We start from the raw sequence: 24,743 nt of genomic DNA, 5'->3' as shown, positions 1-24,743 counted from the left end.
CTAGCTGGCGGGCTGGTGCGGGCTGGCGGCCGTGGCGGGCCGGTGCTGGCTGGCGGCCGTGGCGGGCTGGTGCTGGCTGGTCCAGAAGGCCAGGCGATGCTCCGCCGCGTAGTCGACTGCCCCGATGCAGCCGGGGGCCAACGACTGGACGTACGGCACCGGCTGGCGACCGTCGAACCGCGACCAGCGGGGCAGGCCGGGACCGTTCGGATCACCGGTACGGGCGAAGTTGCTCCAGTAGCTGATCATCCGATCGGAGAGCCGGAGCTGTTCGAGGCTGGCGGCCGAGGTGAACTGCTCGTCCCGGAAGACGTACGACGTGTCCGCGGCGTGGTAGGCGCCCGGCGGGAAGTCCGGCGGGAACGGCAGGGAGACCGGCGGGAACGGGTCGGCGAACTCGTAGGCGTAGGTCGGCATCCTGGTGGCGAACAACTGGTTCTGTTCGAAGGTGGACTTCGCCCAGAGCCGGTCGGTGAGGACCCGGGCCCAGGTCAGGCTGGGCGACTCAGCATCGGTCAACGGATAGTTCAGCATGATCGCCGGAACCTGCTCTGATCCGAACGCCTGGGCCAGCAACTTCGGATAGTCCGCAGCGGAAACCGGATGGCCGGCGAGCACCCGGAACATCCCGACGAAGGTACGGTGCTCGTCGCGGGTGGCCCCGGAGATGACCGGGACCCGGTGGAACCGACCGGCCCGCAATGCCTGCGCCGGCAGGTCCGGCAGGGTCTGACCGCCGTACGCCATGCTCTGGAAAATGTTCATCACCTGCGGAAACTCCAGCAGCCTTTCGACTGGCAGGGTACGCAGGCAGGCCACGGCCTGGGCCGGCTCGCTCGGGTCACAGCCGAGTTCCCCGGCCACCCAGGCACCGATCTCGGCGACTTCCGCTTCCGGCCGCCAAGCCCACCAGGGCAGCGCCTCGCCGCCCGGGTGCATCGACTCGGCCGGCATGTCCATCAGGGCGAAACCGCTTTCGACGATGGCCCGGTCGAACAGGCCCGCCGATCCCGGTGCGGTCAGGTGTGCGGTGGTGGCCGTTGCCCCGTAGGAGACCCCGAAGAGGGTCACGTTGCCCGGGTCACCACCAAAGGCGGCGATGTTGCGCCGTACCCAGCGCAGCGCCGCCTGCTGGTCCTGGAGGCCGAAGGTCCCACTGCCGGCGAGTCCCGGCAGGCCGAAGCCACCGAACACGCCGAGCCGGTAGTTGATGGTGACGACGACACTGTCGCCGTCGGCAGCCAGCCGGTCGGCGTCGAAGAAGTGCCCGGCCCCGACCGCACCGTCGCCGTGGATCCACACCAGCACGGGCTTGTGAGCACCCCGGTACGCGTCTCGCGGCGCGGTGATGTTGAGGAACAGACAGTCCTCGTCGACGCTACTCACGTCCGCGTAGGACGATGGCAGTTGTGGGCAGGGACTGCCCGGCTTGGTGGCATCCCGGGGCGCCTGCCACGGTACGACCGGCTGCGGCGCCCGCCAGCGCAGCTCACCGGTCGGCGGTGCCGCGTACGGAATGCCCTGGAACTTTCGGTGCTCGCCGGTCCGCCAACCGCGCACCGGACCACCCTCGGTACGCACCACGATGCTGTCGTTGCTCTCCATCCTGTCCCCCTCGATGCCGGTAGCCGCTGTGACTGTGGCTGCCGTGGCTGTGGCCGCTGTGGCTGCCGTGGCTGTGGTCGTGACGATGAGCCCGGCCAGTACGGCGGCCAGTGCGCTCCGGTAGCCCGTCACTGTCATGACGTCTCCTTCCTGGTCGCCAGGTCGACTAGCGTCGCCAACTCCCGCCGGTAGGGCGCGAGGTCCAGATGGGGGTCCTTGGCGAGTTGGGCGACGACCGCGTCCCGCAGCGCGAGCACCGCCACCGCGAGGACCCGGGTGTCGAACTCCCGGAACTCGCCGGCACGCTGTCCCCGGCGGAGGAGTTCCGCCAACCCGGCAAGATCGGACTCGGCGATCGCCGTTGTCTGCGCGGCGACCTCGCCGGTGCCACGCGCGTTGGCGGCGATCTCGTTCAGCGCCACCAGGTGGGCGCGATGCTCACGCATGAAGTCCACGTTGGCCTCGATCAACGCACGCAACTCACCGGCGATGGTGTCGGCCACCGCGTGGCGCTGCACGAAGGCTGCGAACTCCGCCAGCACCGTCCGCATCACCTCGACCATCAGCTCGTCCTTGCCGGCAAAGTGGTAAGAGATCAGCCGGGTGCTGCTCAGCCCGGCACGCTTGGCGATCTGCGCGAAGGACGCACCGGCGTAGCCCAGCTCGGCGATGGTCTCGATCGCGTACGCGATGATCTGCGCCCGCCGGGCCTCGTTGGTGACGGTACGACGGTTCGACGGACCACTGTTTACTTGCATGAGTAAAAGCTACCACGAGCAGGTAAGAGCACCGCTGCATACGGGTTGACTGCACCTCAGAGCGGGCAGCCCGGATTCCAGGACGCCCTACGCCTGCGCGGCACGACGGAGCATGGCGGCCATACACACCAAGGCGAGGAACCTTCTCAGCGCCAATCGAACTCATAGCGATAGGCGCTTCGATCAAACGTCTCGCCGACGGCGCAACGCCACCACCCGAGCGCTCTTCACGGGCAGTCCAGGCGCGATGCCAACTCTTCGGCCAGCTATCCACATCTGGCGCCATTGATGGAAACTTCCTCTTCACCGAATCAGCCAGATCCGAGCGCCCTCATCGACATCGACGATCCACGAAAGCGACAAGAGTTGCTCGGAAAGGTATCCGGGAGGCAGGTCAGGGCTCCGGCAAAGTCGGGCCACTAGACTCCGCGCATGCAGCATTGCCGACTTTCCTCCGCAAAACGCACAGCGATCGGAGCGTTACTGCTGGTCTTGACCGTAGCCGGCTGCGACTCCAAGGCGGAATCGTCCTCCGATGCCACGTGGTCGAGCCCTGACACCGCCGCTACCGCGACCGCCTCCCGCGCTGCTTCCCCCCCAAGTCCCCGTGACGCCGAACCTTCCGCATCTTCCTCCCCCACCGCGGACAAGTCACGGGAGACCGAAGCGGCACAGAGGACGGAGGCGCCGAGCGGGGGCGGCACCAAGTACACGGCGTGTGCCGACGGCGACTGCAAAGTGTCCTTCTCCGGTTCGGTCAAATTCCCACTCGGCAGGTGGACGGTGTCGTCCTCCGTGGAGGATGGCGGTGTCAGGGTGCGACTGACCGACGCCAATGGCAGGGGCGGCGGTGGCGGCTTCATGGCAGGGCCCGGGTGCACTGTGGCGATACACGCCGACGGCGGCGGGCGAGTCGGATGCGACCAACCCGGAGCCGAACCCGAACCAGGAGGGTGGGTCGTACGCCTGCTGGAACTGGACGGGGACGCCGCTGTCATCCGAGCGACCCTGGGCTGACTGCGAGGATCGCTGTCGCGGCCTGATTGTGCTGGGCTGTGGTCTGGTGGCCGTGCGTGTGACCCTTGGTCTGAATGGTCTCGTACCTTTGAGCTGACTTGTCCACGCACGGTCACCGGCCCCGGCCGGGTCTGCTGTACGGATAGGTGACACCTGACTTGTAGCGCTGTGTGGCGCTGCTGAAAGGATGTCTCCCGTGCCCAAGTCCCGTCCCAAGGAGTTCCGCGAGGACGTCGTGCGCGTGGCCCGCCATCACGAGCCGGGCGTGACGATCGCGCAGATCGCCAAAGACTTCGAGATCTCCGAATGATGTGATCGTTGGAGGGGCTGGCGGAGTCTTCGTGGAGGTGACGACCGGTGGGGAGGGCGAGGGTCTCAGAAGATCATCAAGGTTCTCTACGCCATGCTGATCGCCCAAAGTGAGTCATGCCCACGCTGCCATCATCGCTGATCTCGTCCCTGTCCTGCGCACCGGCTCTAACCGTTGCCGAAACCGCTGGTGGGCTGCCCGAAGCGCTCGCCTCTCCGCCTGATCCACCTGCCAGGCGAGGTGTCCGGCATCGGCTGACGGTCGTGGTCACCGCAGCCGTATGTGCCGTGGTCGCCGGCTACCGCTCGTACGCCGCGATCGCCGAATGGGTCGCCGACGTGCCGGCGGCAACGGCGCTCGCCCTGGGCATGGCTGCCGACCGGCGCCCGTCGGAGGCGATGATCCGTCGGCTGTTGCAGGCCATGGACCCGCAGCTACTGACCGCGGCGATCAGTGTCTGGCTCGCCGGTCGGGCCACCGCCACCACCTAGACGGCCGGCCGGGCGATCGCCATCGACGGCAAGACCCTGCGCGGCTCCCGCAACACCGAGACCGCCGCTCGGCGCACGATGACCGCCTGCGACCAGGCCACCGGCGTGGTCCAGGCCAGCATCGACGTCGACGGCAAGACCAACGAGATTACCCGATTTGCGCCGCTGCTCGACCAGATCAGCGACCTGCGCGACACCGTGATCACCGCCGACGCCCTGCACTGCCAACGCGAGCACGTCACCTACCTCGCGCAACGCGGCGCGCACTGGATCCTGACCGTCAAAGGCAACCAGCCCCACCTGCACGCCCAGTTCACCACGCTGCCCTGGCGGGCAGTCCCAGAAGCCACCCGCGACACCGATCGCGGACACGGCCGCCGCGAGATCCGCAGCCTGAAGATCCTGACGATCTCCACCGGCATCGACTTCCCGCACGCCGCCCAAGCCATCCAGATCCGCCGCCGCAGACGCCGCCTCGACCAGCCGAAAACTTCACCACCGAGACCGTCTACGCCATCACCGATCTCCGCGTCCACCAGGCACAACCGGCACAACTGGCCAGCTTGATCCGCGGGCACTGGTCAATCGAGAACAGAATCCACTGGGTACGCGACGTCACCTACGACGAAGACCGCAGCCAGATCCGCACCGGCACCGGACCCGAGGTCATGGCCGCGTTACGCAACGCCGCGATCGACGCCCTACGCCTGACCGGAGTCACCAACATCGCCGCCGCCAACCGACATCACGCCCGCGACAGCACCCGCCCGGTGGCACTGCTCGGCATCACCTGACGACTTTGCCGGGGCCCTGGGAGGCAGGTGGGGATCCCTGTGCTCCACCAGATAGTCCATGACAGCTTCGATGTCCATCGGGGGGTCACTCCTCGGCATCGCCCAGCGCCTGGTCCACCCGCTCCCGACGGCCGTCCTCGTCGCAGTACCGGTCGAGTTCGAACCAGTCGCGGCGCCACTGGGCATACCCGCTCGACCCGCCGAGCGCCTCGCGTACGGTCTCGACCGACCTGATGAAGCTCGGCTTGGTGGCGCTGCCTACCACGTTCGCGTCCCCGCGCTGCCCACCGTCGTCACCGACTGCGGCGAGCCAGCTCGACATCGCCGTCACCGCGTCATCGTCGAGCGGATTGGCCGCGACACACGGATCGAAGACGCTATCCGCCGCGAAGTCGTATCCCGGCGCGAGCAACGCGAGGTGTAGACGAAGCTGGACCACCGACCGTTCGTGGTCCCCGAGCAGGGGCCACGGCTCGCCGTTCTCGTTGTGCACCGGCCGCTCGATGTAGCGATAGGCATCCTCGAAGCGCTTCAGCAGGTCGGCCCGCGCCTCAGCCCAGGTCTCGAAGCCGTCGCCCGGCAGCCGGCCCAGCGCCTCCATCTCCGGGCTCATCGAGATCATCAGCAGGATGGCCCGAGCCGTCATGATCGCGGGTAGCCGGTAGCTCGTCGGCAGGGCCAGGCGATCCTCGCTCACGTAGTGCGTGAAGCCCCAACGTTCCTCGATGCCCCGGGCGATGTCCAGGGCTCGGGCACCGATCGCGGCTCCGTCGGCCAACTGGCGATACATGCGCTGCGTCCAACGAGCACTGTCCGCCTCGGTCCAGGTCCCCTCCACCTTGCCCTCGGCCCATCGCCCGAGCACGCGTTCCGCCGTACGGCAGGCCGTGCCCGTCTCGGCCAACGCGAGCTGCAACAACACCTCACCGAGGTCGCGAACGTAGCGCTCGCGGGCCGGGTCGGTGCCGTGGCTGTCCAGATAGCTGGCGTGCTTCGCCTTGGCCTCCTGGTGGAGAATCCAGGCGTCGTCGTAGCCGCTCTCGGTGTCCCGTTTCGAGGCGGCGAGCGCCTGGGCACGGATCGCCCCCAGTGCCCGTGGCGCGAACTCGGGCCACGGCAACGACCTAGCGGCGTCCCCCGCCCGCGCGATCAGCTCGACGGCGGCCTCGCTTCGGTCCCGCTGCGGGCCACTCAGCACCTCGTAGCCGGCCGTGATCTCCCACAGTCGCGACAGTGACGCTTCCAGGATCAGCCAGCCCATCAGCGGCAGCAGCTCCGCCAACTCCGCCGGTGGCAGTTGGGGCCGAGGGTCACGAAGATAGCTGCGGTACTCCTGGACGTCCGCCTCTATCATGTCGATCAGCTGTTCGTCGACGGTCAGTTGGTGCCGGCGAATCTTCGGGCAGTAATCGCGGAGTTGCTCCACACTCATCACGACAGTTCGGCCCTTTCCCGCTTGATTTGGTCCAGCAATACTCGCCGACTCAAGCAACCGCATCAATAGTCGGATCGACCTCGTCCGATATCCGACCACACCGGGCATTGACATCCCGCCCGGAAGAACACAAGCGTCCATGTTGACCAGCGCTGCTAGCATTCACCGCAAGCGATCATCGCAATGGGGAGAGCATGGCGAAACAACTGTACCGAGACCTGGTCATGTTGAGAAACCTCCTCGAAGCCGCCGCCAACTGGCGGCTCACTCCGGACGATTGGCAACTCGCGGCGAAAGCGGTGGACGACCTGGCTGCCGCGCTCACCGCACCGGATCTGCGCGACCTCGATGACGTCGTCGAACAGTTCGAGGCGATCGTGCCCGGGGCTCGGGCACCGGTCATGAGCATGGACGACCCGAGGCTGACCGCCGCCCCCCGCAGGATCGAGCCACGGATCAACGAGGTCATCCCCCTCATCACCGATGTGATCATCCGGGTTGACCGGGACGGTCAGGGCAGCGACACCCGACCGAGTGCCGCAGATGTTCGTTAGTCGCGCCCTGCTGACGCACGAGTTCACCCGACTCGACCAACCCACCGTCACCCCGGCCCTGCTCGACACCTGGCAACACCTCGTCGCCACCCTGGAAATGCGGTCGGACACGGACAGCGCCACCCTGGCGCTCGGCGTCGACGTACCCACCGGCGGGCTGGCTGTGCTCGGCTACGCGAAGCGGTCCACGGAGGACATACCCGTGCACCAGGCGGCGCTGTCGAGCACGGGCGACGCCGCCTGCCTCACCGTGTTACTGGCACCGCAGGATCCGGACCGCACCTGGGCCGCCATGGACAGCGAACTGGCCCTGCTGGATCGAGTGGCACCGGGCACCGACCACCTGGGCAGCGCCCGGGTCTACATGGGGCTGGTGGACGCCCCACTCGACCCGGAGACGATCGTGGCGATCGAGAAAACCCTCGGCGGCGAGTTCCCCGAGGTCGGAGAAGGTGCCTGGACCCGGCATCGGTCGCGAACAACCGAGGGCTTCCTGATCTGGGAGGTGCCCACGTCCCCAGCCCGGCAACGCCGATTCGTCCTGGTCGCCGAGCAGAGCGCCGAACTGGCGCTGGACGCCTTCGCCTGGACCCCCGGAGATCGGGAGCTCGGGCCATTCGTCCAATACCTACTCGACGCCGCGAAGCTCCGATACCAACACGCCGACCATCGGGCGAGCGCCACAGCGATCCGACGGCTGCGACTGGAAATGGACAACACCGTCGACGATCTGCTGGACCTGCACAAATCCGCGACCACCGCGCCCGGCCAACTGGTCGCGGCCGACGCCAGCCTCACCGACCTCCAGGTACGCACGCACGGCGTCATCTTCACGCTCGCCCAGCTACGGAAAACGGCCCGAGGCATCGAGGCGGCAGAAGCGAACCTGCGCGCCACCGTCTCACTCGACCCTGCGGCCCCCGGGCCACTCGCCGCCGACCTGGCCCTGGCGCAATCGGTGTGTGAGCGGCTGGCCGACGACATCGCCTACCTGGAGATCTCCCAGGAACGCGCCGAGAAGATCTCCGCCCTGACCGCAGTCGCGGTCCAGCGTGGTCTCGGCACCCATCAGCAGCAACTCCAACTCGTCCAGGCCTCCGTCATCAGCTCCATCCTGATGATCCTCGCCGCGGTGCAGGCGTTCGGCACCGTCCTGCCCATCCCACGCGTACTCCAGTTGCCGATCATCGCCTCCCTCGGCGCGCTCGCCCTGGCCCTGCCCACCATCGTGCTGCGACTGTCCCGGCGGGTACCGCGCGACCTACCACTGCGATCGGTCGACTACCTGGCGGCCAGCGCGCTCGGCGCGAGCACCGGCTGGCTCTGCGCCCAGGCCCTCGCCCACCTGGTCCTCCACCGCCCGCTCCACCCCTGGTGGGCCCTGCTGACCAGCGCCGGGCTCGGGTCGATCCTCGCCGCTGCCGTCTGGCTACGCTCCCGACGGCCCGGCCCGTCCACCGCCCGCCGGCTGATCCCGCGACCACGGCGACGTCGGATACCTTGGCGGGCGCACCGCACCAACGGTCCGGTGCGCGGCCTGCCACCCCGGGAGGATCAGCGGCCAGCTACCCCGGCAGGATCATCGGACGTAGGCGCTCAACAAGGCCCACCTGGCGTTGGGCTGGCGGGCGGAGCCGAGCTGGACGGCCCGTAGCGCGACGTCCAGGCGGACCGAGCCATCCCGTACGGCGTCCACGATCCGGCCGGCCGCCCGGCCGGTCCACACGTCAGGAATCCAGTCCATCCCGGCGACCACACACCGCGAACCGCCGGTCAGTAGTGCCATGACGAAGCTCAACGGCTCGGCGTCCTCGGGATTCACCAACCGCCCGACATGACACGACGCCATCAGCACCGAGGCCGGCCACTTCATACCCAGCGCCTGCGCCGCCGTGAGTTCCCGGGGAAGTTGGAGGTACTGTCCCAGCCCCTGGCCGCCACCGTGCGCCGCGACATGCACGAACCCCCAGCCGGCGGTCGAATCCGCGAGGGCCGCCGGCACGTCGGCATCCAGCGCGACGGGCGACGACGCGCGGTCCGCCGCGCATCGGCTGAGCCGCACCCGCCCCCGCTCCTCGCCCAGGTCCCAGGCCAGCCGCTCCTGGTCGATGTTCACCCCACCCTCGGCCACCGAGACGAGCCGGACCAGCGCGGGGCCGGTCACCACGGGCGGTCGCCGGTACGACAGGCAGGTCAGCGTCGGACACTGGGCGATCACCGCCCGCTCGACCAGCGGTGTGCCCGCGTCGTCGATCCGCAGTGCCGCCCACGGCAACAGGCTCAACGCGGAGTGGCCGGAGATCAGCAACTCCACCGGGTCGGTCACCGTCCTGGCGCGTACCTCGGCAAGCAGGGCGGCCGGCAGCAGTTCGTGGGCGAGGCCCTGCCAGTCGGGCTGCTCCGTCGTGGTCGCCCGCTCCAGCCGATCGAGCCATGGGGCCTGCCCCCGCCGGCTGTCCTCGCTGCCCTCGCTACCCTCGCTGTCTCCGCCGGCCGCGCCGGCCACGCTGCCCTCGCTGCTCCCGCTGCCCACGCTGCCCTCGCTGCCCTCGAAGAAGGCTGTGTAGGCGGGGCCGGGCTCGAACCGCTCGAACCCGATCGGGCGATTCGGTTGGATGATCGCCCGGAACCAGTTCTTCCGGTGCCCGCTCAGTGTGTCCGGCAAGGCGACGAAGTCCACGGCGTGGCGCTCGCCGATCAGGTCGACCAGGCGGTGCAGTTCGGTGGGTACGGGAAGGACGGTGTCCGCCAGCATCGGCGACACCTCCTCCTCGATCCGGACCCGCAACTGCTCCAACTTCTCGTCCCGGGACGTCCGGTCACCGCTGGTCAACGTCTCCACCGGCGGATCCTCGAGGTCGACGATCTCGTCCAGCAGTCCCCCGACATGCGGGCTCATCAGGAGCCGGCCCTCGCGTACCCGGCTGGCGAACCCGGTCTGCTTCGCCGACAGGGCGACCCGGAAACCGAGGGCCGCCGCATCGGGGCCGGGGAGGCGCGAGGCCAACAGGGCGATGTCGCCGTAGATACGGCGGAACGCCACCGCCAACGGCGTACGCGACCGGGCGATCACCCGCCACCGGCCCCGGATCTGCTCCGCGACCTCCAGTGCCTGGCCGCCCAGGTCGACCACCTCACGCAGCCGTGCTTCGGTCGGCTCCCCCAGGGCCAGGGCCTCGGCCAGCCCCAGGGTCACCGACAGCCGCTGCACGTCGCGCGCCTCGTCCAGGGACGCACGCAGCGAGTCCACTGCAGCCGGCCCTGCGGTCCGGTCGGTGGTGCCCAGCCGGTCCGTTGCCATCCGCAGACCGCACAGCGCCTCCGCCGGCTCCCCCCGCTCCCACTCGGCCAGGGCCAGGACGAAGTCGAACCGATGCCGGGTCGAGAAACCGGCCGCCCGGGTCCGTTCCCAGTACTGCCGCTGCTCCCCCAACGCGTCCGGCACCTGCGCCGCCTGCCCGTTGGAGATCAGGCAGGCCCCGAACTCGAACAGGTAGTGCCCCCAGTGCGGCTCCGCCCCCGTACCGAACAGGTCGGTCGGCGGGACCACGACCAGGTTCAGCGCCTCGGCGTACCGGCCGGTCAGCCGCAGGTTGCGGGCCCTCCGGTGGGTGTTGAAGACACCCAGGGTCAGGTCCTGGTCCAGTCGCCTGCCGTCGACGACGTTCTCCGTCAGTTCGCGGGCGGCACTCGCGTACATCTCCTGGGCCGAGTACGGCGTCTCGATCGGGATGCCGACCAGGTCGCAGAAGCACACGATGGTGGCCGCGTACGACCAGGCCTGCGCCCGAATCGCCCAGCGTCTCGATTCGACCTCGTTCAGGTAGTGCCGCAGCGCCACGGCGAACACGTCGAGCCCGCGCTCGGCGCTACGCGCCAGGCTCTCCCGTTGGCGGACGATACCGACGGCATCGTCCGCGTCTGCCGCCAACTGGAGCAGGTCGTCTCGGGCCAGCACCCGGCTGACGTGCAAGGACGTACCGGTCATCGGGTCATCAACTCCGCCAGTTCACTCAGTGCCTCGAAGCTGTGCCCGGCCACGTTCACGTCGACGAACCGCTGGCTGGCCACCAGCCCCGGGGCCATCGGTTGGTAACCGGGCCAGCCCTGTTGGGGATTGGCCCAGACGAGAAGTTGGGTCAGTTGGGACAGTCGTTCCACCTGACGGGCCAGGACCACGGCCGGACCGAAGTCGTGCCCGTCGGAGGCGATGACGACGTACGCGGACCGGACGACGTTGCGGCCACCCCACTGCCGCAAAAAGTCCCGGAGGGTGGCACCGAGCAGCGTCCCGCCGCCCCAGCCGGACTCCAGCTCGGCCGTCGCACGCATCGCGCGATCCGGGTCGGGCGTCCGCAGCGCTGGCGTGAGACGTACGCACCGGGTCCCGAGGGTGAAGACCTCGGTGGTCGCTGGCCGGACGGAGAGGGCACCGTGGGCGAACCGTACGAATGCCTCTCGGTAGACCCGCATCGACTCGCTGACGTCGATGAGCAGGGTCAGTCGGCGCGGCTTGGGTGTCGTACGCCGGAAGCGTAGCTGGGCCGGTTCGCCACCGTTGCGGATCAACGTGCGGACGGTGCGGTTTCCGTCGATCATCCGCCGACCGCCGTCCCGGTAGCGCCGCGACCGGTACGTCGGGCCGACCGCGCCGAGCAGGGCGATCCAGGCGTCCAGCTCGGTCCGTTCGGCGACGCTGAGCGTACGTAGGTCGCGGCGAGCCAGCGCCTCGGGCGCGGTCGCGTCCCCGCCCGAGGCGATCGCGACCCAGGCCGGGTCGCTGGTGCCGTCAGCTGGGGCGGTAGTGCCGGCCGCTGGATCGCTGGCGTCGTCGGCTGCCGCGTTGGCGTCGTTGCCCCGATCGACGACCGGGCTGCTGGAGCGGTCAGCGGACGCGGGAGTTGTTCCTTCCGGGAGCGCTGTCGGCGCGTCGGCATCCGGGATGCTCGGCGCGTACGCCTCGAACCAGCTGGCGAAGGCCGCGTCGAACACCGGCAGGTCCGCCTGTTGCGTGCAGAGGGTGAGTCTCGTACCCCAGTAGACGGCCGCCCGATCGAGCGGATCGAGGTGGGTGAGCGCGTCCATCGTGACGAGGACACGACCGGTGTCGACCTGGATGCCGGCGGCCCGGAGTGCGCCCACCAAGCCCATCAGGTCGGAGATCGCGTCGGTTCCGGTGCGGCGGGCCCCGTCACGACCGGGCATTCCGGCCCTGCCCGGGGAGAAGCTCGCGACGTACCGTGGCCAGGTCTTCCTGGTGTTTCGCGACGGTGCCGAGCGTGGCGTCGACGATCTCCGGGGTCAGGCCGCTCCCACCGAGTTCCAGTACGGCACGCGCGAGGTCGAGCGATTCCGCCACCCCGGGCGTCTTCACCAGGTCGGCGGAGCGAAGCCGAGCCATCGCGGTCGCGATATCTTGCGCCAGGGACTCCGGGAGGTCGGCGACCCGGCGGCGCAGGATCTCGACCTCGCGGCTCACGTCCGGATGGGCGATCCAGTGGTAGAGGCAGCGACGTTTGAGGGCGTCATGGACCTCCCGGGTACGGTTCGAGGTCAGGATGATCAGCGGTGGCTCGGCTCCCCGGATGGTGCCCAACTCCGGAATGCTCACCGCGTTCTCCTCCAGCACCTCCAGCAGGAACGCCTCGAAGTCGTCATCAGCACGATCAATCTCGTCGACCAGGAGAACGGAAGGGCAGTTCTCGATGGCGCGCAGAATGGGTCGCTCGACCAGAAAATCGCGACTGTAGAGCGAATTCACCACTCCCGCCACGTCGACCAGCTCACCGGTGGCCCGCAGGTGCAGGATCTGCCGGGGAAAGTTCCAGTCGTAGAGCGCCTGGGACGCGTCGATTCCGCCGTAGCACTGCAACCGGACCAGGTCGGCGCAGAGAATCTGCGACATCGCCTGGGCGAGTGCGGTCTTCCCTACGCCGGGATCACCCTCCAGGAATAGTGGACGGCGCAGTCGTACCGCGAGAAAGACGGCGGACGCAAGACCATCCCCTGGCAGATATCCGACATTCTCCAACGCCTGACCAAGGGCCGCCACGCTCGACAGGGGCGGTGCGACCATCCGCCAAGTATGCCTTCACGATCAGACACTGTCGATAAAGGGATGAGCCCATTGGCGGAACGTCCGGCCTCCCATTCTTCGCGCAACAGACAAAAGATCTCGCCATCCACTGCTGTGATAGTCCACCCTGGAAGGTATGGTGACGCCCATGAGCCACGGCATCGATCTCGCCGCCGCGCTGGCGCTCGGAACAACAGCGGTCATGCCATGACGCAGTTCCCGATCGTTCACCTGCCGGCGTGGCCGGTCGGCGGTGCCGCACCCGAGGCACTGGCCCACGACATCGCACAGTGGATCGGCTCGGCGGCCATGGCCGCCCTGGTCCGCGCCTTCGGCGGTGACCTCCCGGCGGGCGACGTGGACGCTCGCCTGGCGTACCTGGAAGACTTCTCGATGGTGTGGGACAGCCGCGCCGGCGGAGAACGTGTCGACGCGCGGTATATCGAGCGGGACGACGCCACGCGGAAGCTGATCGAGGCAGCCGCACCGGCCCTCGGACTCGCCGGACGGCAGCGCCCACCCGTCGAACGCTACGACCACGTCCTGATCCTCGGCGGCGGCCGGATCACCGGCCGAGCGCGGGCCCAGTTCGCCGCAGAGCTGCTGGCCAGTGGCACCTCGACCGGCACCGTCACCGGACTGGGCAGCCTCCGCGAGCTGCCAGCGCGTCCGGGCCAGCAGGATGACCCCGAGATCACCACCGAGGGCGACGCCATGCTGGCGGCGGTACGGCAGGCATTCCCGCCGGCCGGGGAGATCGTCACTCGCACCGGGACCACCGCGGATGGCAACGGCTGGTGGGCCAAGAGCTATCCCTCGGACGATCGGCAGATCAACGTCGTCGCCGCGCCACCGACTCGCCCCGGCCAGCGGGCGAACACCCCGGACACCCTCACCGGCTGGGCCCGGTTCGTCACCCGCCCCGCCCCCACCGACCGCGTACTCTTGGCCACCACCGACCTCTACGTGCCCTTCCAGCACGCCGAGGCGATCCGGGTGCTCGGGCTCCCCCACCGCTGCGGCATCGACACGGTCGGCTTCGACACCCGCAGCTTCGGTGCCTGGCCGAACGGACCGTCACACCCGGGCGAACTGCTCCAGGAACTCCGGTCCGCCATCCGGTCGCTACACACCCTCCACCGGCAGACACTGCACGTACAGCTCTAAGATCCCGGCGACGGCTCTGGGGGTTAGGTTGGCGACGATGGACGTCAGCTTCGCCACCGAGGCGTGCCCCGGGCGGGACAACCAGGACTACGTGGTCGCGTCGGATCGGTTCGCGGTCGTACTCGACGGCGTCACGCCACTGCCCTACCTCGACAACGGCTGCGTCCACGACGTGCCGTGGCTGGCACGCACCCTGGGAATGGTCCTCGCTGACCTCTTATCTCGTCGTGGAGACGAGTCGCTGACCGGAATCGCTGAGGAGGCGATCGCGGTGCTGCGTACCCGGCACGGAGGAAGCTGCGACCTCGACAATCCGGACAGCCCGTCGGCAACCGTGGCCATGCTGCGCGTCCACGCGGACGCCGTCGACCACTTCGTCCTGTGTGACTCGTCCATTGTCTTCGACATGGGCAGTGGTTATCGGGTGGTCACCGACGACCGGACGGCCAGGCTTCCGGCGTACGACGCCGGCACGGTGGCCCGGCTACGTAACGCACCGGGTGGTTTCTGGGTCGCGTCCACCAACCCGGTCGCAGCCCAACACGCGCTGACCGGCAGCACCCCACTTTCCGACGTACGCCGGGCCGCCGTACTCACCGACGGTGCCGCGCGACTCGTCGAACGGTTCGGGCAAAGCTGGCAGGACGTGTTCTCGATCCTGGACAGGGCCGGGCCACGCGGCGTGCTCGACGCGGTACGGACCGCCGAGCTGACCAAGCAGCCAGCCGTGCCGGGTCACCGAGGCAAGCAGTTCGATGACGCAGCCCTCGCCCTGTGCGAATTCCGCGCGTCGGTAAGCGACTGAGCCTCATGGAGAGGCGACGCGTTGGTCGTCTGCGCGGGTTTAACTCAGGGCCAATTGGTCGATCTGGTCGTCACGTAGAGCAGTGGTAAAGGCCATCCACGCATGGGGGCGGAAGGTCAGGGCCGGACGTGCGGGTCCTTGCTGTCCCGGACCGCGATAGTGCCGGGCAGGTTGTCTGCCACCTCGACGCACGCGCCCTCGTTGCCGCTGCGGGTGCTCTTGCGCCAGGTGGCGATGCTCAGATCAGCCATTGGTGAGCGTCTCCAATGCCTCGATGATCAGCTTTGTCGACGAGTCCTCGTCGAGAGCTCGGCTCTCCAGATCCTTCCAGATCAGCTCGTACGCCTGCACTTCTGTGGCCTTGTTCAGATGGAGCGCGCCGGTGAACGTGTCCACATAGATCAGTGGTGGCTCCATGCCCACGGGCAAAACCACACCGCCACAGCAGGTCAGAACGGATCTCCTGCTGGAGTACTAACGAGCCCAACCGAAATCAGGATTCGCGATCAATTCCAAGATCCGGCATCCGGATTAGCCGTTCAAGACTACATGGCGGGACACTGAGGTGATCTCAGCAGCGCGAAAGGGTTGATTGGTGCGACACGGGCGAAGGTGTCGATTCAGACGGTGATGGAAACAGGCGTGGAGCCATCGATAGACACGTCCTTGCGACAGAACCACGTCTTCGAGAGGGCTCCACGTGATTGCCTATCGTGCCATGGCTGACGTCCCGAGGGAACTCGTGCGGTACGTGGGTCAGCTGCTTGCCGCTGAACGCCGGGCTCGGGGCACCCGTGCTGGTTCCCGTGCGTTGACCTGCTTCTACCAGGCGCTGCTGGTGCTGGTCTGGTTCCGCAAGGGGAAAGATCCGACGCTGCTGGGTGCGGGGTTCGGTGTCTCCCGGGCCACCGCGTACCGCTACCTTGCCGAGGGCATCACGGCCTCGCAGCCCAGGCCCAAGACCTACACACCGCCCTGCGCAAGGTGGCCGCCGACGGTTGGTCCCACATCATCCTGGACGGCAAACTGTTCGACTGTGATCGGCTCACCGAAACCACGCTCAGCGTCAAAGGCGAGGTGATCGACGCCTGGTATTCCGGCATGCACCGCGACTTCGGCGCGAACATCCAAGCAATCATGCGCCCGGGCGGGCTGCCGATCTGGACATCCGAGGCGATGCCCGGGCACCTACACGACATCAACTGCGCCCGGCAGTTGGGCATCACTGCCGCGCTGAACTGGGCCGCCACTGAACTCGACCTGCCCACCTTGGCTGACTCCAGTACGACGGCGCAGGTCACGGCATCAAAACCCCGGTCAAGCAGCCCACCGGCGGCCACCCGCTCGCCCCCGACAACCGGCTGCTACGCGGACTGCGCTGGCAAGGCGAACTCGGCTTCGCGATCCTGGTCGGACGCTGGAAGACCCTGCGCCACACCACCGTCAGCCCACGCCGGACCGGCGACATCGTCGCCGCCGCGCTACAACTGACCCATTTCGAATACAAATACCTACCGCAGAGTTGTTGAGATCAGCTCACTGGATTATGCGAAGCCGCTAATATCTATCAAGCCACTCCCAGTCTCCCGGCAGGCTTCGCAATTTGGGTAGGCAATACTCTAGCACTTCTCGCAAGGTATTGAACTCCGAGTGGAGCGACCGAAGATCACCCAGTCCCGGCCCCGAGAGCACGACCGTCCAGGGCTTCTGCCCGAATCCGAGACGCTCATGGTCGACCTTCAGAAGCATAGTCACGCCATGGCGAGCAAGCTCTTCCATAAGTTCTGGCAGACCAAACCCCGTCTCAAGCACTAGAAGCCTCTCAACAAACCTGCGATTTCACCAATGTCCATGGTATGACCCTTCTTCCTGGAATCACTCACGCGGGCGATCACCATCCAAAGCCCGTCGGAATCCGGACCAGTCATAACATTATTCCTTCGCATCAACTCCGACACAACCGCATGAGCCGTACGCTTATTTCCGTTGTTATACATGTGAGAACCCGCGATATCCCGCACCAGCACGGCCGATTTCTCCCAAAAGCTATTGTAGCGAGATGCATTGGTTAACGCATTGGCAGCGGATCCATTGTGTTCATGAGTACCACCGAAGCTGCGATTAATCTCATCAATTTCATCCGCGGAGACACCCTTCTTAAACCCTCCGCCGCAGTTATGGACGAGGACTGACGTATCAGCGGTCACCACATAGTACGTGTGGGTGTTGGCGACGGTGAGGTTGTGGACCGTGGCCTGGGGGGCGGTCCAGCGTTCGATCGCTGCGATCTGCACCCAGGTGCCGGCGCTGGTCCGCAGCCACTGGCCGGACTGAAGGTCGGTGGCGTCGACCCACTCGCCCAACTCCGGCACCCAGAATGGGTGACCATCGGTCGCGGTGACCTCGGCCGTTTCCGAACCCTGTTCGCCATCGGTGTCGATAACGACCTTCACCAGGTGCTTGACGCCATCACCCGTGATCGCCGCCGAGACAGTCTCCACCTCGGTCCGACCGGTCTCCGGATCGGTGACCACGACCTCGTCACCCGGCTTGACATCCTCGATCGGCTTGGTGGAGCCGTCGGCCATGAGCACCCGGGTACCGGGGACGAAACTGTTCCTGTCCGTCGGGCATGAGCCACCACCGCCACCACCGTCGTCCGTCCGGCCGGCACCGCCGCTACCACTGGAACCGCCGTTACTACGGGCGGAACCACCCGACGAACCACCAGGCTTCGACTCCTTGCCCCCACCACCGCCGGACTTCCCACCAGCACCGCTGGAGGCGGCAGAGGAGCCCTTTGGGTTGGACTTGGCCTGCGCCTGTTTCTGTACCGGGTTACCGGTCTTCTTCGTCGCGTTGGAAGCCTTGTTGCTGATCGTATTGACCTTGTCAGCGGCCTTCTTCTTCGCCGCCTGGGCCGCCTTCTTCGCCCGCTCGATCGCCAACTTCTTCGCGTTCAACGCCGCAGCCTCGGCCGCCCGAGCAGCCGCCAACACCGCCTCCGCGGCCCGCTTCGCCGCCTTCCACGCCTGGATCGCCGCGATCGTACGATCGATGGCCTTCACAATCTTCGGAAGCTTAGCGATCTTCCCCCAGGGAACCGCCCCGATGATCAAACTGCCACAGGCCCACATATCACCGGCAAAGCAGTTCATCGCATCGTTGATACCGATGAAGTCCTTCAACATGGACCACGCCGCGTCCATGATCACCGACATCAACGACCGGCCCATGTTCGCCTGCGCCTCGGCAACCTGCGCCGCCGTCAGACCCGCACCCGCCAACGCCGCCGCCATCTCCGACGGCGTCAACGAAATCGACAGACCAGTCGGGTCCGAATGCGTCACCGGGTTGTTGTGCGCATACGCGTACCCGTTGGACTGCACCGGATCAGCCAGGTCCAACACCGGGTCGGCAGACAGGAACCGCCCCACCACCGGGTCGTACAACCGCGCACCTAGTGGCGTGTAACCGGAGGCGTCATCCTGTATCGCACCAAGGAACCCGGCGTTGGCCTGCAAGTTCATGCCGAGCGGCGCAGCACCCCGCTGGTTACCGAACGGATCCTGCTTCCGGAACCGCGTCGACATCGTGTCGGCGAGCAACACTTCCGCATACGAGCTGCCCTGATGGTCCCCAGCAAGAGCCGCGAGTTTGGGATACCCGGTCCCGTACGCGTAGCGCAGCACCGCGCCGCCTGGAGCGGCGTACGAGCGCTGGGTGTTCACCAACACCCCGCCCCGCTGGACGGTCACCTGCGCCTCGCCCAGGTTCAGCGTGGCCTGCTGGCCCTGCACCGTCAGCAGGCGGTTGCCGCCTGGCCCGTAGATGTGCCGGGTCTCGTCCTGTGCCTCCCACTGCTGCGCCTCAGCAGCCGCGTCACACTCTGCCAGCACGATCGGGGTGGAGTAGGGCGTACCTCCGTCCTTGGCCGTCAGGCAGAGACCGGAAGCCGAGTGCTTGAGGTGGCCGGTGGCCGTACGCTCCAACTGCTGGCCGGTCGAACCGTCACACCGCTGGATCTGCAACGCCGACCCGGCCGTGCTGCCGGCCGGCTGCACGCACCAGTTGTCGTAGATCGAGAGAGTGCCGAGGTTGGCATTGGCCTGGTTCGGGGCTGGCGTGAACGTCCACTTCTGCGCGACGGTGCCGTTGCAGCCGTACAACTGGATCGGGCGGGCGGGCTCGGCGAGCCCATGGGTGAGGTCCAGACACTTGCCGGCCACGCCCACGTACGAGGTACGGCCCTTGCTGCCCGCGCCGGTGATCCGCTCGACCTGGCCGTCGTAGGTCCAGGACAGCGTCTGCTGGTCACCGTTTTGAATGGAGGTGACGGACTTGGTCTCGCCGGTCAGCTCGTACAGCCGCTCCGCCTCGGCAGTGACCGCCGCGCCGGCCGGGGTGACGTAGCTCTTGGCCACCTTGGTCAGGGTGCGCGGCTGGCTGCCGTCGGCCTTGCCGTAGGTGTAGGTGGTGGTGGCGTCCTTGGCGGTGTCACCGGCAAGGTTCTTCTCCACCAGCTTCTTACGGTTACCGAGCAGGTCGTACTCGTACTCCTGCCAGTACCCTGCGCCATCCGGCCCGGCAGCCACATTCACGGCACCGTCCGCGCCGACCGGACCAGTACCACAGGACGTCAGGTCGCTGGCCGTCCACGCCTTCGCCAACTGACCGAGCTGGCCATAGCTGAAGCACTGCCGCTCCTGGATGCCGGCGGAACCCTCACGGATCGCGGTGACGTTGCCGGCGGCGTCGTACGCGTAGGAGCGGTGCGAGACGAGGTTCCCGGTGACGATGCTCGCGTCCCCGGCCTGCTCACGGTAGACCTGCTGGTCGGTGAGGGCACCACTGGCATCGTCGTACGAGGCCATGGTCCACACCCGGTACGGCTGCGCACCGAGCGTGGAACGCAGCACCTGCCCGTACGGCGAGTAGATGGTCTCCGCCCCGTACCAGTCCGTGCCGGAGACCGACAGCGGAAGACCGTCCTTGCTGTAGCGGTACAGAATCTTTTCGCTGGGTAGGGCACCGACGGCGGGCAGGGTGGTCGACTCGGGCAGACCGGTGTCGGTGTACGAGTAGTCGTACCGGTAGGACGTCTGGAGACCCCACGTGTCGGCGATCGACTGCGGCAGCAGGAGCGTGGTGGACGTCGGCTGGTAGTCGTCGGTGTAGCCACCGATGGTCTGCGTGTACGCCAGCCCCTCGGTGTACCGGGTGGCGATCGCGGGCAGGCCCTTGCCGCCGGGAACCGAGTCGTAGGTGAACTCGGCCAGCAGTGCACCGCTGTTGTTTCCGAGCCGCTGTTGGATCGGGCGGGACAGTTCGTCGTACCCGTTCCAGGTCGTGACGTTGCGGGCGTTGGTGGTGGTGAGCTGCCGGTCCCGATGGTCGTAGGTGAAGCTGGTGGTGCCGGCGTCCGGGTCGGTGGTGGTCACCATGCGACCGCGCTGGTCGTACGCCCAGGTCCACGGGTGGGTCGGGGCTGCGGAATGGGTGGCCTTCACCATCTGGCCGCGCGCGTCGAACTCGTACCGCATGGTGGTGAACTCGGTGCGGGCGGCGTCGGTGAAGGTGTCCACCCGGGTGGTCCGGCCCACCGCGTCGGTGAAGAGCCGGTACGACGCAGCACCCGCCGGGTTGATCACGGTGGAGTGGTCGGCGCCGTATTCGTAGTTGGTGGCCCGCGACGGGGTGTCGACACCGCGCAGGACGGGCAGTTCCTTGGTGACCCGGCCGAGACCGTCGTAGGTGTAGCGGGTCATGTTGGGTACGACGGTGTCCGCGAGCGGCGTGAAGAGCGTGCCGACCGGTGACCCGTCCGCGAGGTAGGCGTTGTTGGTCTGCCAGATCTCGCCGGAGCTGTTGTAGAGCGTGTCGGTGATCAGCCGGCCGCCGCCGGTGGCCTGCTCCTGGATCTGCCGCTCACGACCGAGACCGTCGTAGAGAGTGACGGAGACTTCGATCCGACCCTCGTGCCCTCGGCTGTAGGTGGTGATGTACGGCGGCTTGCCGACCGGAATGGCGTACTCGGCCCGGAAGTCCGGGGTCGCCGTGCTGGACGGGGTACGGCCGGGTCCCCAGGCTTCGACGAGGCGACCGAGCGGGTCGTACTTGGCTTCGCTGACCCGATTGTTGGGGTCGGTGGTCTTGACCGTGACGGCGCGTCCCGGGTCCAGTTCCTGGACCTGCTTGTGCCCGAGCGAGTTCTCCTCGGTGACCTTGAATGCCTGACCGGTCGGCGGGTCATATGTGATCTTGGAGATCTTGCCGTCCACGTCGGTACGCGAGACCACACGGCCGATCGCGTCGAAGCTGGTGCTGCCGTCGGGCTGGAAGCCGGAGCCGTCGGCCTTCAGCGACCACGTCTGCGAGGCCAGGCCGCGCGTGTCGTTGGCCAACTGAATGCCGTACGCGGCACCGTCGTAGGCGACGCGGCCGGCGGCGCTCAACGTCGTCAGGACATTGAAGTCGGCGTTGGCGCAGGTCGTTGGACTGCTCCGGACCTGGCTGGTCAGCCCGATGATGTTCTTGCCGGTGTGGTGGACGTACTCGGTGTACGTACATGACTCGTCGCCGGTCTTGCCGGTGTCGCCGAGGGACTCGATGTACGTGGGCAGCCCGTGCGTCGCCTCGAAGGTGGTCTTGGTCTCGACCATCCGGAGGGTGCGCGCGTCGTCGCCGGTACCCGAGGACTTGGTGTACGAAAGCTGGCGCGGCTCGGTGACCCGCCAGGACCGCAGTGGGCTGAGACCGTCGTCGCGGGTGCGCTTGGCCAACTCCAGAGCTTCGGGATAGGTGACGCTGCGGGTCAACCAGTTCTCGTCGGCGTCCTCGGCACTGGCGTACGTCAACTCCTCGGCGACCCGACCGGCGAAGGGCTCCCGGTCCTTGGCGATCTCGGTGCCGGTGATGTCGTTCATCGACACGCCGTCACCCATACCCCGGAAGTAGCGGGTGACGGACTTGGTCACCTTGCCGCCAATATCGGGATCATCCGTCCCGGTACGCACGGTGACCTGCTCGAACCCGGCGAACTGGGAGTAGGTGCGGGTCGACTTCTTGGTGAACTCCTGCTCGGCGAGCTTCCAACCCGGATTGGTAAAGCCATACCGGGTGACGGTGCTGAGCGCGCCGTCCACGTTGGGAAGTTCCTCGACGCTCTCGACGACGTACTTGTGGAACCAGTCGATGTCCTCCACCGCCGGGTCCGGGTGCCAGAAGCTCGGATAGCAGAGCCGGTTGTTGGCCTTCAGCGCGGCGGTGTCGTTCTTACCGGGCAGGCCGGTGCCGGTGGCGCAGGCGTCGACCGGCTGTTTGTAGGTGACGACGGTCTCGCCGCCGTACTCGTTGATGACCCGGGCGATACGCAGGCGGGAGAAGCCGGGGCGGGCGTCGTTCTTGACGCGGTTCGGCATGTCCTCGGCGTTGTGCTCGAAACGCACCGCGTTGAGCGTGGCCTGGTTGCCGCTCGCGCCATCGCGGCCGTAGCCAGTCCGCTTGATCGATTCCAGCCAGAGCGCCGTGTTGGGGCCGGTCAGCAGGACCGGAAAGGACTGCGTGAGCTGGTATTCGTCGACGGCCTGACGGTCGGTCGTGTCCGTACGCCGCTGCGCCGACGTGGTGATCTTGTCCAGCCGTTTGCGGGTGAAGAAGGACGGCCCGGCGTTCCAGCACTTCTCGCCGGAAGTGCACCGCAGGTCGGCCGGGGTGTCGTACCAGATGCGGTACTTGCTGGGATCCTTGCTGGTGAAGTTGGCCTCGGTGCAGGTGAGGGAGCCTTCGGCGAAACACCGCTCCTCGACGGTGAACGAGATCCTCGCCGGGGCGACGGCCGAGAAGATGTTGTCCTTGCGCTGCCCGTAGTCGATGTGGGTCAGGTAGCCGCCCCGGTCGTACTGGACCGGCTCCTTGAAGTTGAAGTTCCGGGCGTAGTAGTTGGTCTCCTTGGCCCACCACAGGCTCATCGCGTTGCCGTGGATGTCCTCGACGTAGTCGAGGGACCACCGCCAAGCCTGGATGCAGTGGGAGCCGGCCCAGTTGCCCGCCTTGTAGCACGGCTCGTCCGCATGGTTGCCGTACACCGGCACCGTGAGCACGGAGTTGGTGACCGGGTCGTCGGCGGCGGCCCCGTTGTCCGACCAGCCCGGCAGGCGGTTGAGACCGAAGTGGTAGCGAGTGCCGTCGCGGGTGGTGACGATCCAGTACTCACCATCGGCGTCGCCGTTGGCCTTGGCGGTGTCCTTGATCAGCTCAACCTTGGAGCCGTCGCCGTTGGCGGTGAACCAGGCATTCTTGTCCTTGTCCCAGACCAGCTCGGTGGTCATGCCACCAAGGGACAGGGTGGCGTTGTCGGAGCCCCAGCACTGGTCGGCGGTGCGGTGCTCCTTGTTGTTCGAGCCGGCCTTCTTCGAGTCCTCCCGGCAGTTGGCATAGCTGCGGCTGATCGCCCCCGCGTTGTAGTCCCAGCCGTCACCAATCCAGGAGGCCTGGTTGTTGCTGGCGGAGGTACGGCCGTCCACGGACTGCGAGGAGTACGACAGGGCCACCTTCGGCATCAGACCGCCGGCCGTCTCGGGCACATGCACCTGGTACGAGTAGGTGAACGCACCCGAGGAGGAGCCTGCGGCCCAGGAGCCCGAGGAGAGCAGCGGGGTGGCGGTGAAGTCACCGGCGGCCGAGGCCCCGGTGTCCAGCACACCAACGACGTTCGCGCCCGCACTCGACGTCGAGGACCCGGCGGTCGCGGCGGGGCCACTACCGGCGTCGCGGAGCGCACCGACCGGCACCTTGCCGAGGACAATCCGGCGCTGGGGCTGGTCCTCGGCCGCCATAATACGGGCCGGAGCCTTCGCCGCCGGGACCAGCTTCACCTGGCTGGACAGGGTCTGGGCGGCGGCCGGGTCGCCGCCGGTGGCGCAGTCGCCGCTGGTTGGGGCGTCGTAGACGCAGTCGGGCAGGAGCATGACGCCGAAGCGGTCGGCGGCCTGCGGCCCGTACAGGTCGGCGAAGGGCGTGTAGTCCACGCTGAGGGCGACCTCGGCGGCCGGATCGGCGGTGGCCGGTGGCGTGATCTTCATGATCAGACCGGGTACGCCAGCGTCCTGGGAGGCCTCGGGAGCAGCGAGGTCGACGGTCCACGCGCCAGCAAGTGCGGCCGGATCACCGCCGGCCGGCACGCCGAGGGCGACCGGCAGGTCGTCGACCGGCTTGGTGGTGCCCGGCGCGAGGCCGGTGAGGTCCACAGTGCCGGTGTCCTGCTGCCACGGCGTGACGGCTACCGGCTCGTACGGCACCACGTCGACCGGGTCGGCGGTGGTCAGGTTCGTCTCGGCGGTCTCGTCCTGGCCGACCCGCACGCTCTGCGGGATGTCGGGCAGATCGACCCGGGCCTGCTCGCGACCCATGCCCGGGCCGGGCAGAGCGAACGCGGCAGCGGGCAGGAGCGTCACCGTCAACGTCGTCGACAGCACCACGACCAGCGCGGAACGGGCAGGACGTACCCACCGACGGCGTGACCGCGTCGGGGTGCCTCGGCCAGGCAACCGCCGCCAGGACAGCAAACCGGAACCACGCATTGGTGTTGCTCCCACCCAGGTGTGCAGACGAAAGAAACGGTGCGGACATCCGCGAAGACACGGGCCGCTACGACACGTGCGCGAGCATTCTCAGTCGGTAGGGGATCTCTCTCAAGTCGCGGAAAGTAGTCAGAGTGAGACGCTAGTGAT

At 67.6% G+C, this 24,743-nt stretch carries 18 protein-coding genes and 1 pseudogene; 10 read left to right on the top strand and 9 right to left on the bottom strand.

Annotated elements, in window-relative coordinates:
- Both FHR38_RS24005 and FHR38_RS24000 read right to left on the bottom strand, forming a co-directional pair.
- A complete protein-coding gene (locus FHR38_RS24005) occupies window positions 1-1,743 on the bottom strand; it encodes a carboxylesterase/lipase family protein (RefSeq protein ID WP_221449159.1) in 1,743 nt (580 codons plus the stop codon).
- Entirely contained in the window at window positions 1,740-2,363 is a 624-nt protein-coding gene (locus FHR38_RS24000) for a TetR/AcrR family transcriptional regulator (RefSeq protein WP_184536785.1), read from the bottom strand. Before FHR38_RS24000 ends, FHR38_RS24005 begins: the two co-directional genes overlap by 4 nt.
- A gap of 1,213 nt (window positions 2,364-3,576) precedes the next feature.
- On the opposite strand from FHR38_RS24000, the gene FHR38_RS33790 reads away from it, so the two are divergent.
- From FHR38_RS33790 to FHR38_RS32495, 4 genes are all read left to right on the top strand, one after another.
- Window positions 3,577-3,690, top strand: a complete 114-nt coding sequence (locus FHR38_RS33790; protein WP_460777323.1) for a transposase — start codon at window positions 3,577-3,579, stop codon at window positions 3,688-3,690.
- A 263-nt stretch (window positions 3,691-3,953) separates the two neighbouring features.
- Window positions 3,954-4,181, top strand: a complete 228-nt coding sequence (locus tag FHR38_RS33315; RefSeq protein WP_312882373.1) for a transposase family protein — start codon at window positions 3,954-3,956, stop codon at window positions 4,179-4,181.
- A gap of 15 nt (window positions 4,182-4,196) precedes the next feature.
- The gene (locus FHR38_RS32500) at window positions 4,197-4,748 is read left to right on the top strand and encodes an ISAs1 family transposase (RefSeq protein WP_312882594.1); all 552 of its coding nucleotides are present in this window, start codon (window positions 4,197-4,199) and stop codon (window positions 4,746-4,748) included.
- Window positions 4,745-4,975: a hypothetical protein gene (locus FHR38_RS32495; protein ID WP_246448075.1), complete on the top strand. Its 231-nt coding sequence runs from the start codon at window positions 4,745-4,747 to the stop codon at window positions 4,973-4,975. Before FHR38_RS32500 ends, FHR38_RS32495 begins: the two co-directional genes overlap by 4 nt.
- 85 nt (window positions 4,976-5,060) lie before the next feature.
- Here FHR38_RS32495 and FHR38_RS23990 read toward each other — a convergent pair whose 3' ends face one another.
- Window positions 5,061-6,407, bottom strand: coding sequence for a hypothetical protein (locus tag FHR38_RS23990; protein ID WP_184536784.1), 1,347 nt, complete (start codon window positions 6,405-6,407; stop codon window positions 5,061-5,063).
- Window positions 6,408-6,604: 197 nt separating this feature from the next.
- Between FHR38_RS23990 and FHR38_RS23985 the strand changes: the two genes are divergently transcribed.
- Together FHR38_RS23985 and FHR38_RS23980 are read left to right on the top strand one after the other, a co-directional pair.
- On the top strand, window positions 6,605-6,964 hold the full coding sequence (locus FHR38_RS23985) for a CATRA system-associated protein (RefSeq protein ID WP_184536783.1): 360 nt from the start codon (window positions 6,605-6,607) through the stop codon (window positions 6,962-6,964).
- A complete protein-coding gene (locus tag FHR38_RS23980; RefSeq protein WP_184536782.1) occupies window positions 6,954-8,618 on the top strand; it encodes a CATRA conflict system CASPASE/TPR repeat-associated protein in 1,665 nt (554 codons plus the stop codon). The genes FHR38_RS23985 and FHR38_RS23980 overlap by 11 nt, the downstream gene beginning before the upstream one ends.
- On the opposite strand, the gene FHR38_RS23975 is transcribed toward FHR38_RS23980, so the two are convergent.
- The 3 genes from FHR38_RS23975 to FHR38_RS23965 are packed head-to-tail and all read right to left on the bottom strand — an operon-like array spanning window position 8,544 to window position 13,040.
- The gene (locus tag FHR38_RS23975; protein WP_184536781.1) at window positions 8,544-10,952 is read right to left on the bottom strand and encodes a CHAT domain-containing protein; all 2,409 of its coding nucleotides are present in this window, start codon (window positions 10,950-10,952) and stop codon (window positions 8,544-8,546) included. The genes FHR38_RS23980 and FHR38_RS23975 overlap by 75 nt on opposite strands.
- Complete coding sequence (locus tag FHR38_RS23970) at window positions 10,949-12,169, bottom strand: vWA domain-containing protein (protein WP_184536780.1); 1,221 nt, start codon at window positions 12,167-12,169, stop codon at window positions 10,949-10,951. Before FHR38_RS23970 ends, FHR38_RS23975 begins: the two co-directional genes overlap by 4 nt.
- On the bottom strand, window positions 12,156-13,040 hold the full coding sequence (locus tag FHR38_RS23965) for an AAA family ATPase (protein WP_184536779.1): 885 nt from the start codon (window positions 13,038-13,040) through the stop codon (window positions 12,156-12,158). Before FHR38_RS23965 ends, FHR38_RS23970 begins: the two co-directional genes overlap by 14 nt.
- Window positions 13,041-13,247: 207 nt before the next feature.
- Here FHR38_RS23965 and FHR38_RS23960 point away from each other — a divergent pair, with 207 nt between their 5' ends.
- Window positions 13,248-14,207 carry a hypothetical protein gene (locus FHR38_RS23960; RefSeq protein WP_184536778.1) on the top strand — a complete coding sequence of 320 codons (960 nt, stop codon included), beginning with the start codon at window positions 13,248-13,250 and terminating at the stop codon, window positions 14,205-14,207.
- Window positions 14,208-14,244: 37 nt separating this feature from the next.
- Window positions 14,245-15,012, top strand: coding sequence for a protein phosphatase 2C domain-containing protein (locus FHR38_RS23955; protein WP_184536777.1), 768 nt, complete (start codon window positions 14,245-14,247; stop codon window positions 15,010-15,012).
- Window positions 15,013-15,051: 39 nt separating this feature from the next.
- Here FHR38_RS23955 and FHR38_RS23950 read toward each other — a convergent pair.
- Both FHR38_RS23950 and FHR38_RS23945 read right to left on the bottom strand, forming a co-directional pair.
- Window positions 15,052-15,263: pseudogene (locus FHR38_RS23950) on the bottom strand (DUF397 domain-containing protein).
- Complete coding sequence (locus FHR38_RS23945) at window positions 15,256-15,447, bottom strand: Scr1 family TA system antitoxin-like transcriptional regulator (protein WP_512698625.1); 192 nt, start codon at window positions 15,445-15,447, stop codon at window positions 15,256-15,258. Before FHR38_RS23945 ends, FHR38_RS23950 begins: the two are co-directional and overlap by 8 nt.
- A 283-nt stretch (window positions 15,448-15,730) precedes the next feature.
- Here FHR38_RS23945 and FHR38_RS33635 point away from each other — a divergent pair, with 283 nt between their 5' ends.
- Together FHR38_RS33635 and FHR38_RS33630 are read left to right on the top strand one after the other, a co-directional pair.
- Entirely contained in the window at window positions 15,731-16,093 is a 363-nt protein-coding gene (locus FHR38_RS33635; protein ID WP_376771431.1) for a transposase family protein, read from the top strand.
- A complete protein-coding gene (locus FHR38_RS33630) occupies window positions 15,997-16,503 on the top strand; it encodes a transposase family protein (protein ID WP_376771430.1) in 507 nt (168 codons plus the stop codon). The genes FHR38_RS33635 and FHR38_RS33630 overlap by 97 nt, the downstream gene beginning before the upstream one ends.
- Window positions 16,504-16,823: 320 nt before the next feature.
- On the opposite strand, the gene FHR38_RS23935 is transcribed toward FHR38_RS33630, so the two are convergent.
- Window positions 16,824-24,593 carry a ricin-type beta-trefoil lectin domain protein gene (locus tag FHR38_RS23935; protein ID WP_184536775.1) on the bottom strand — a complete coding sequence of 2,590 codons (7,770 nt, stop codon included), beginning with the start codon at window positions 24,591-24,593 and terminating at the stop codon, window positions 16,824-16,826.
- Between the last annotated feature and the right edge of the window lie 150 nt (window positions 24,594-24,743).

The organism is Micromonospora polyrhachis (assembly GCF_014203835.1).
Lineage (GTDB): Bacteria > Actinomycetota > Actinomycetes > Mycobacteriales > Micromonosporaceae > Micromonospora_H > Micromonospora_H polyrhachis.
The sequence above is the reverse complement of the archived record's forward strand: the minus strand, read 5'-3'. Positions and strand labels throughout refer to the sequence as shown.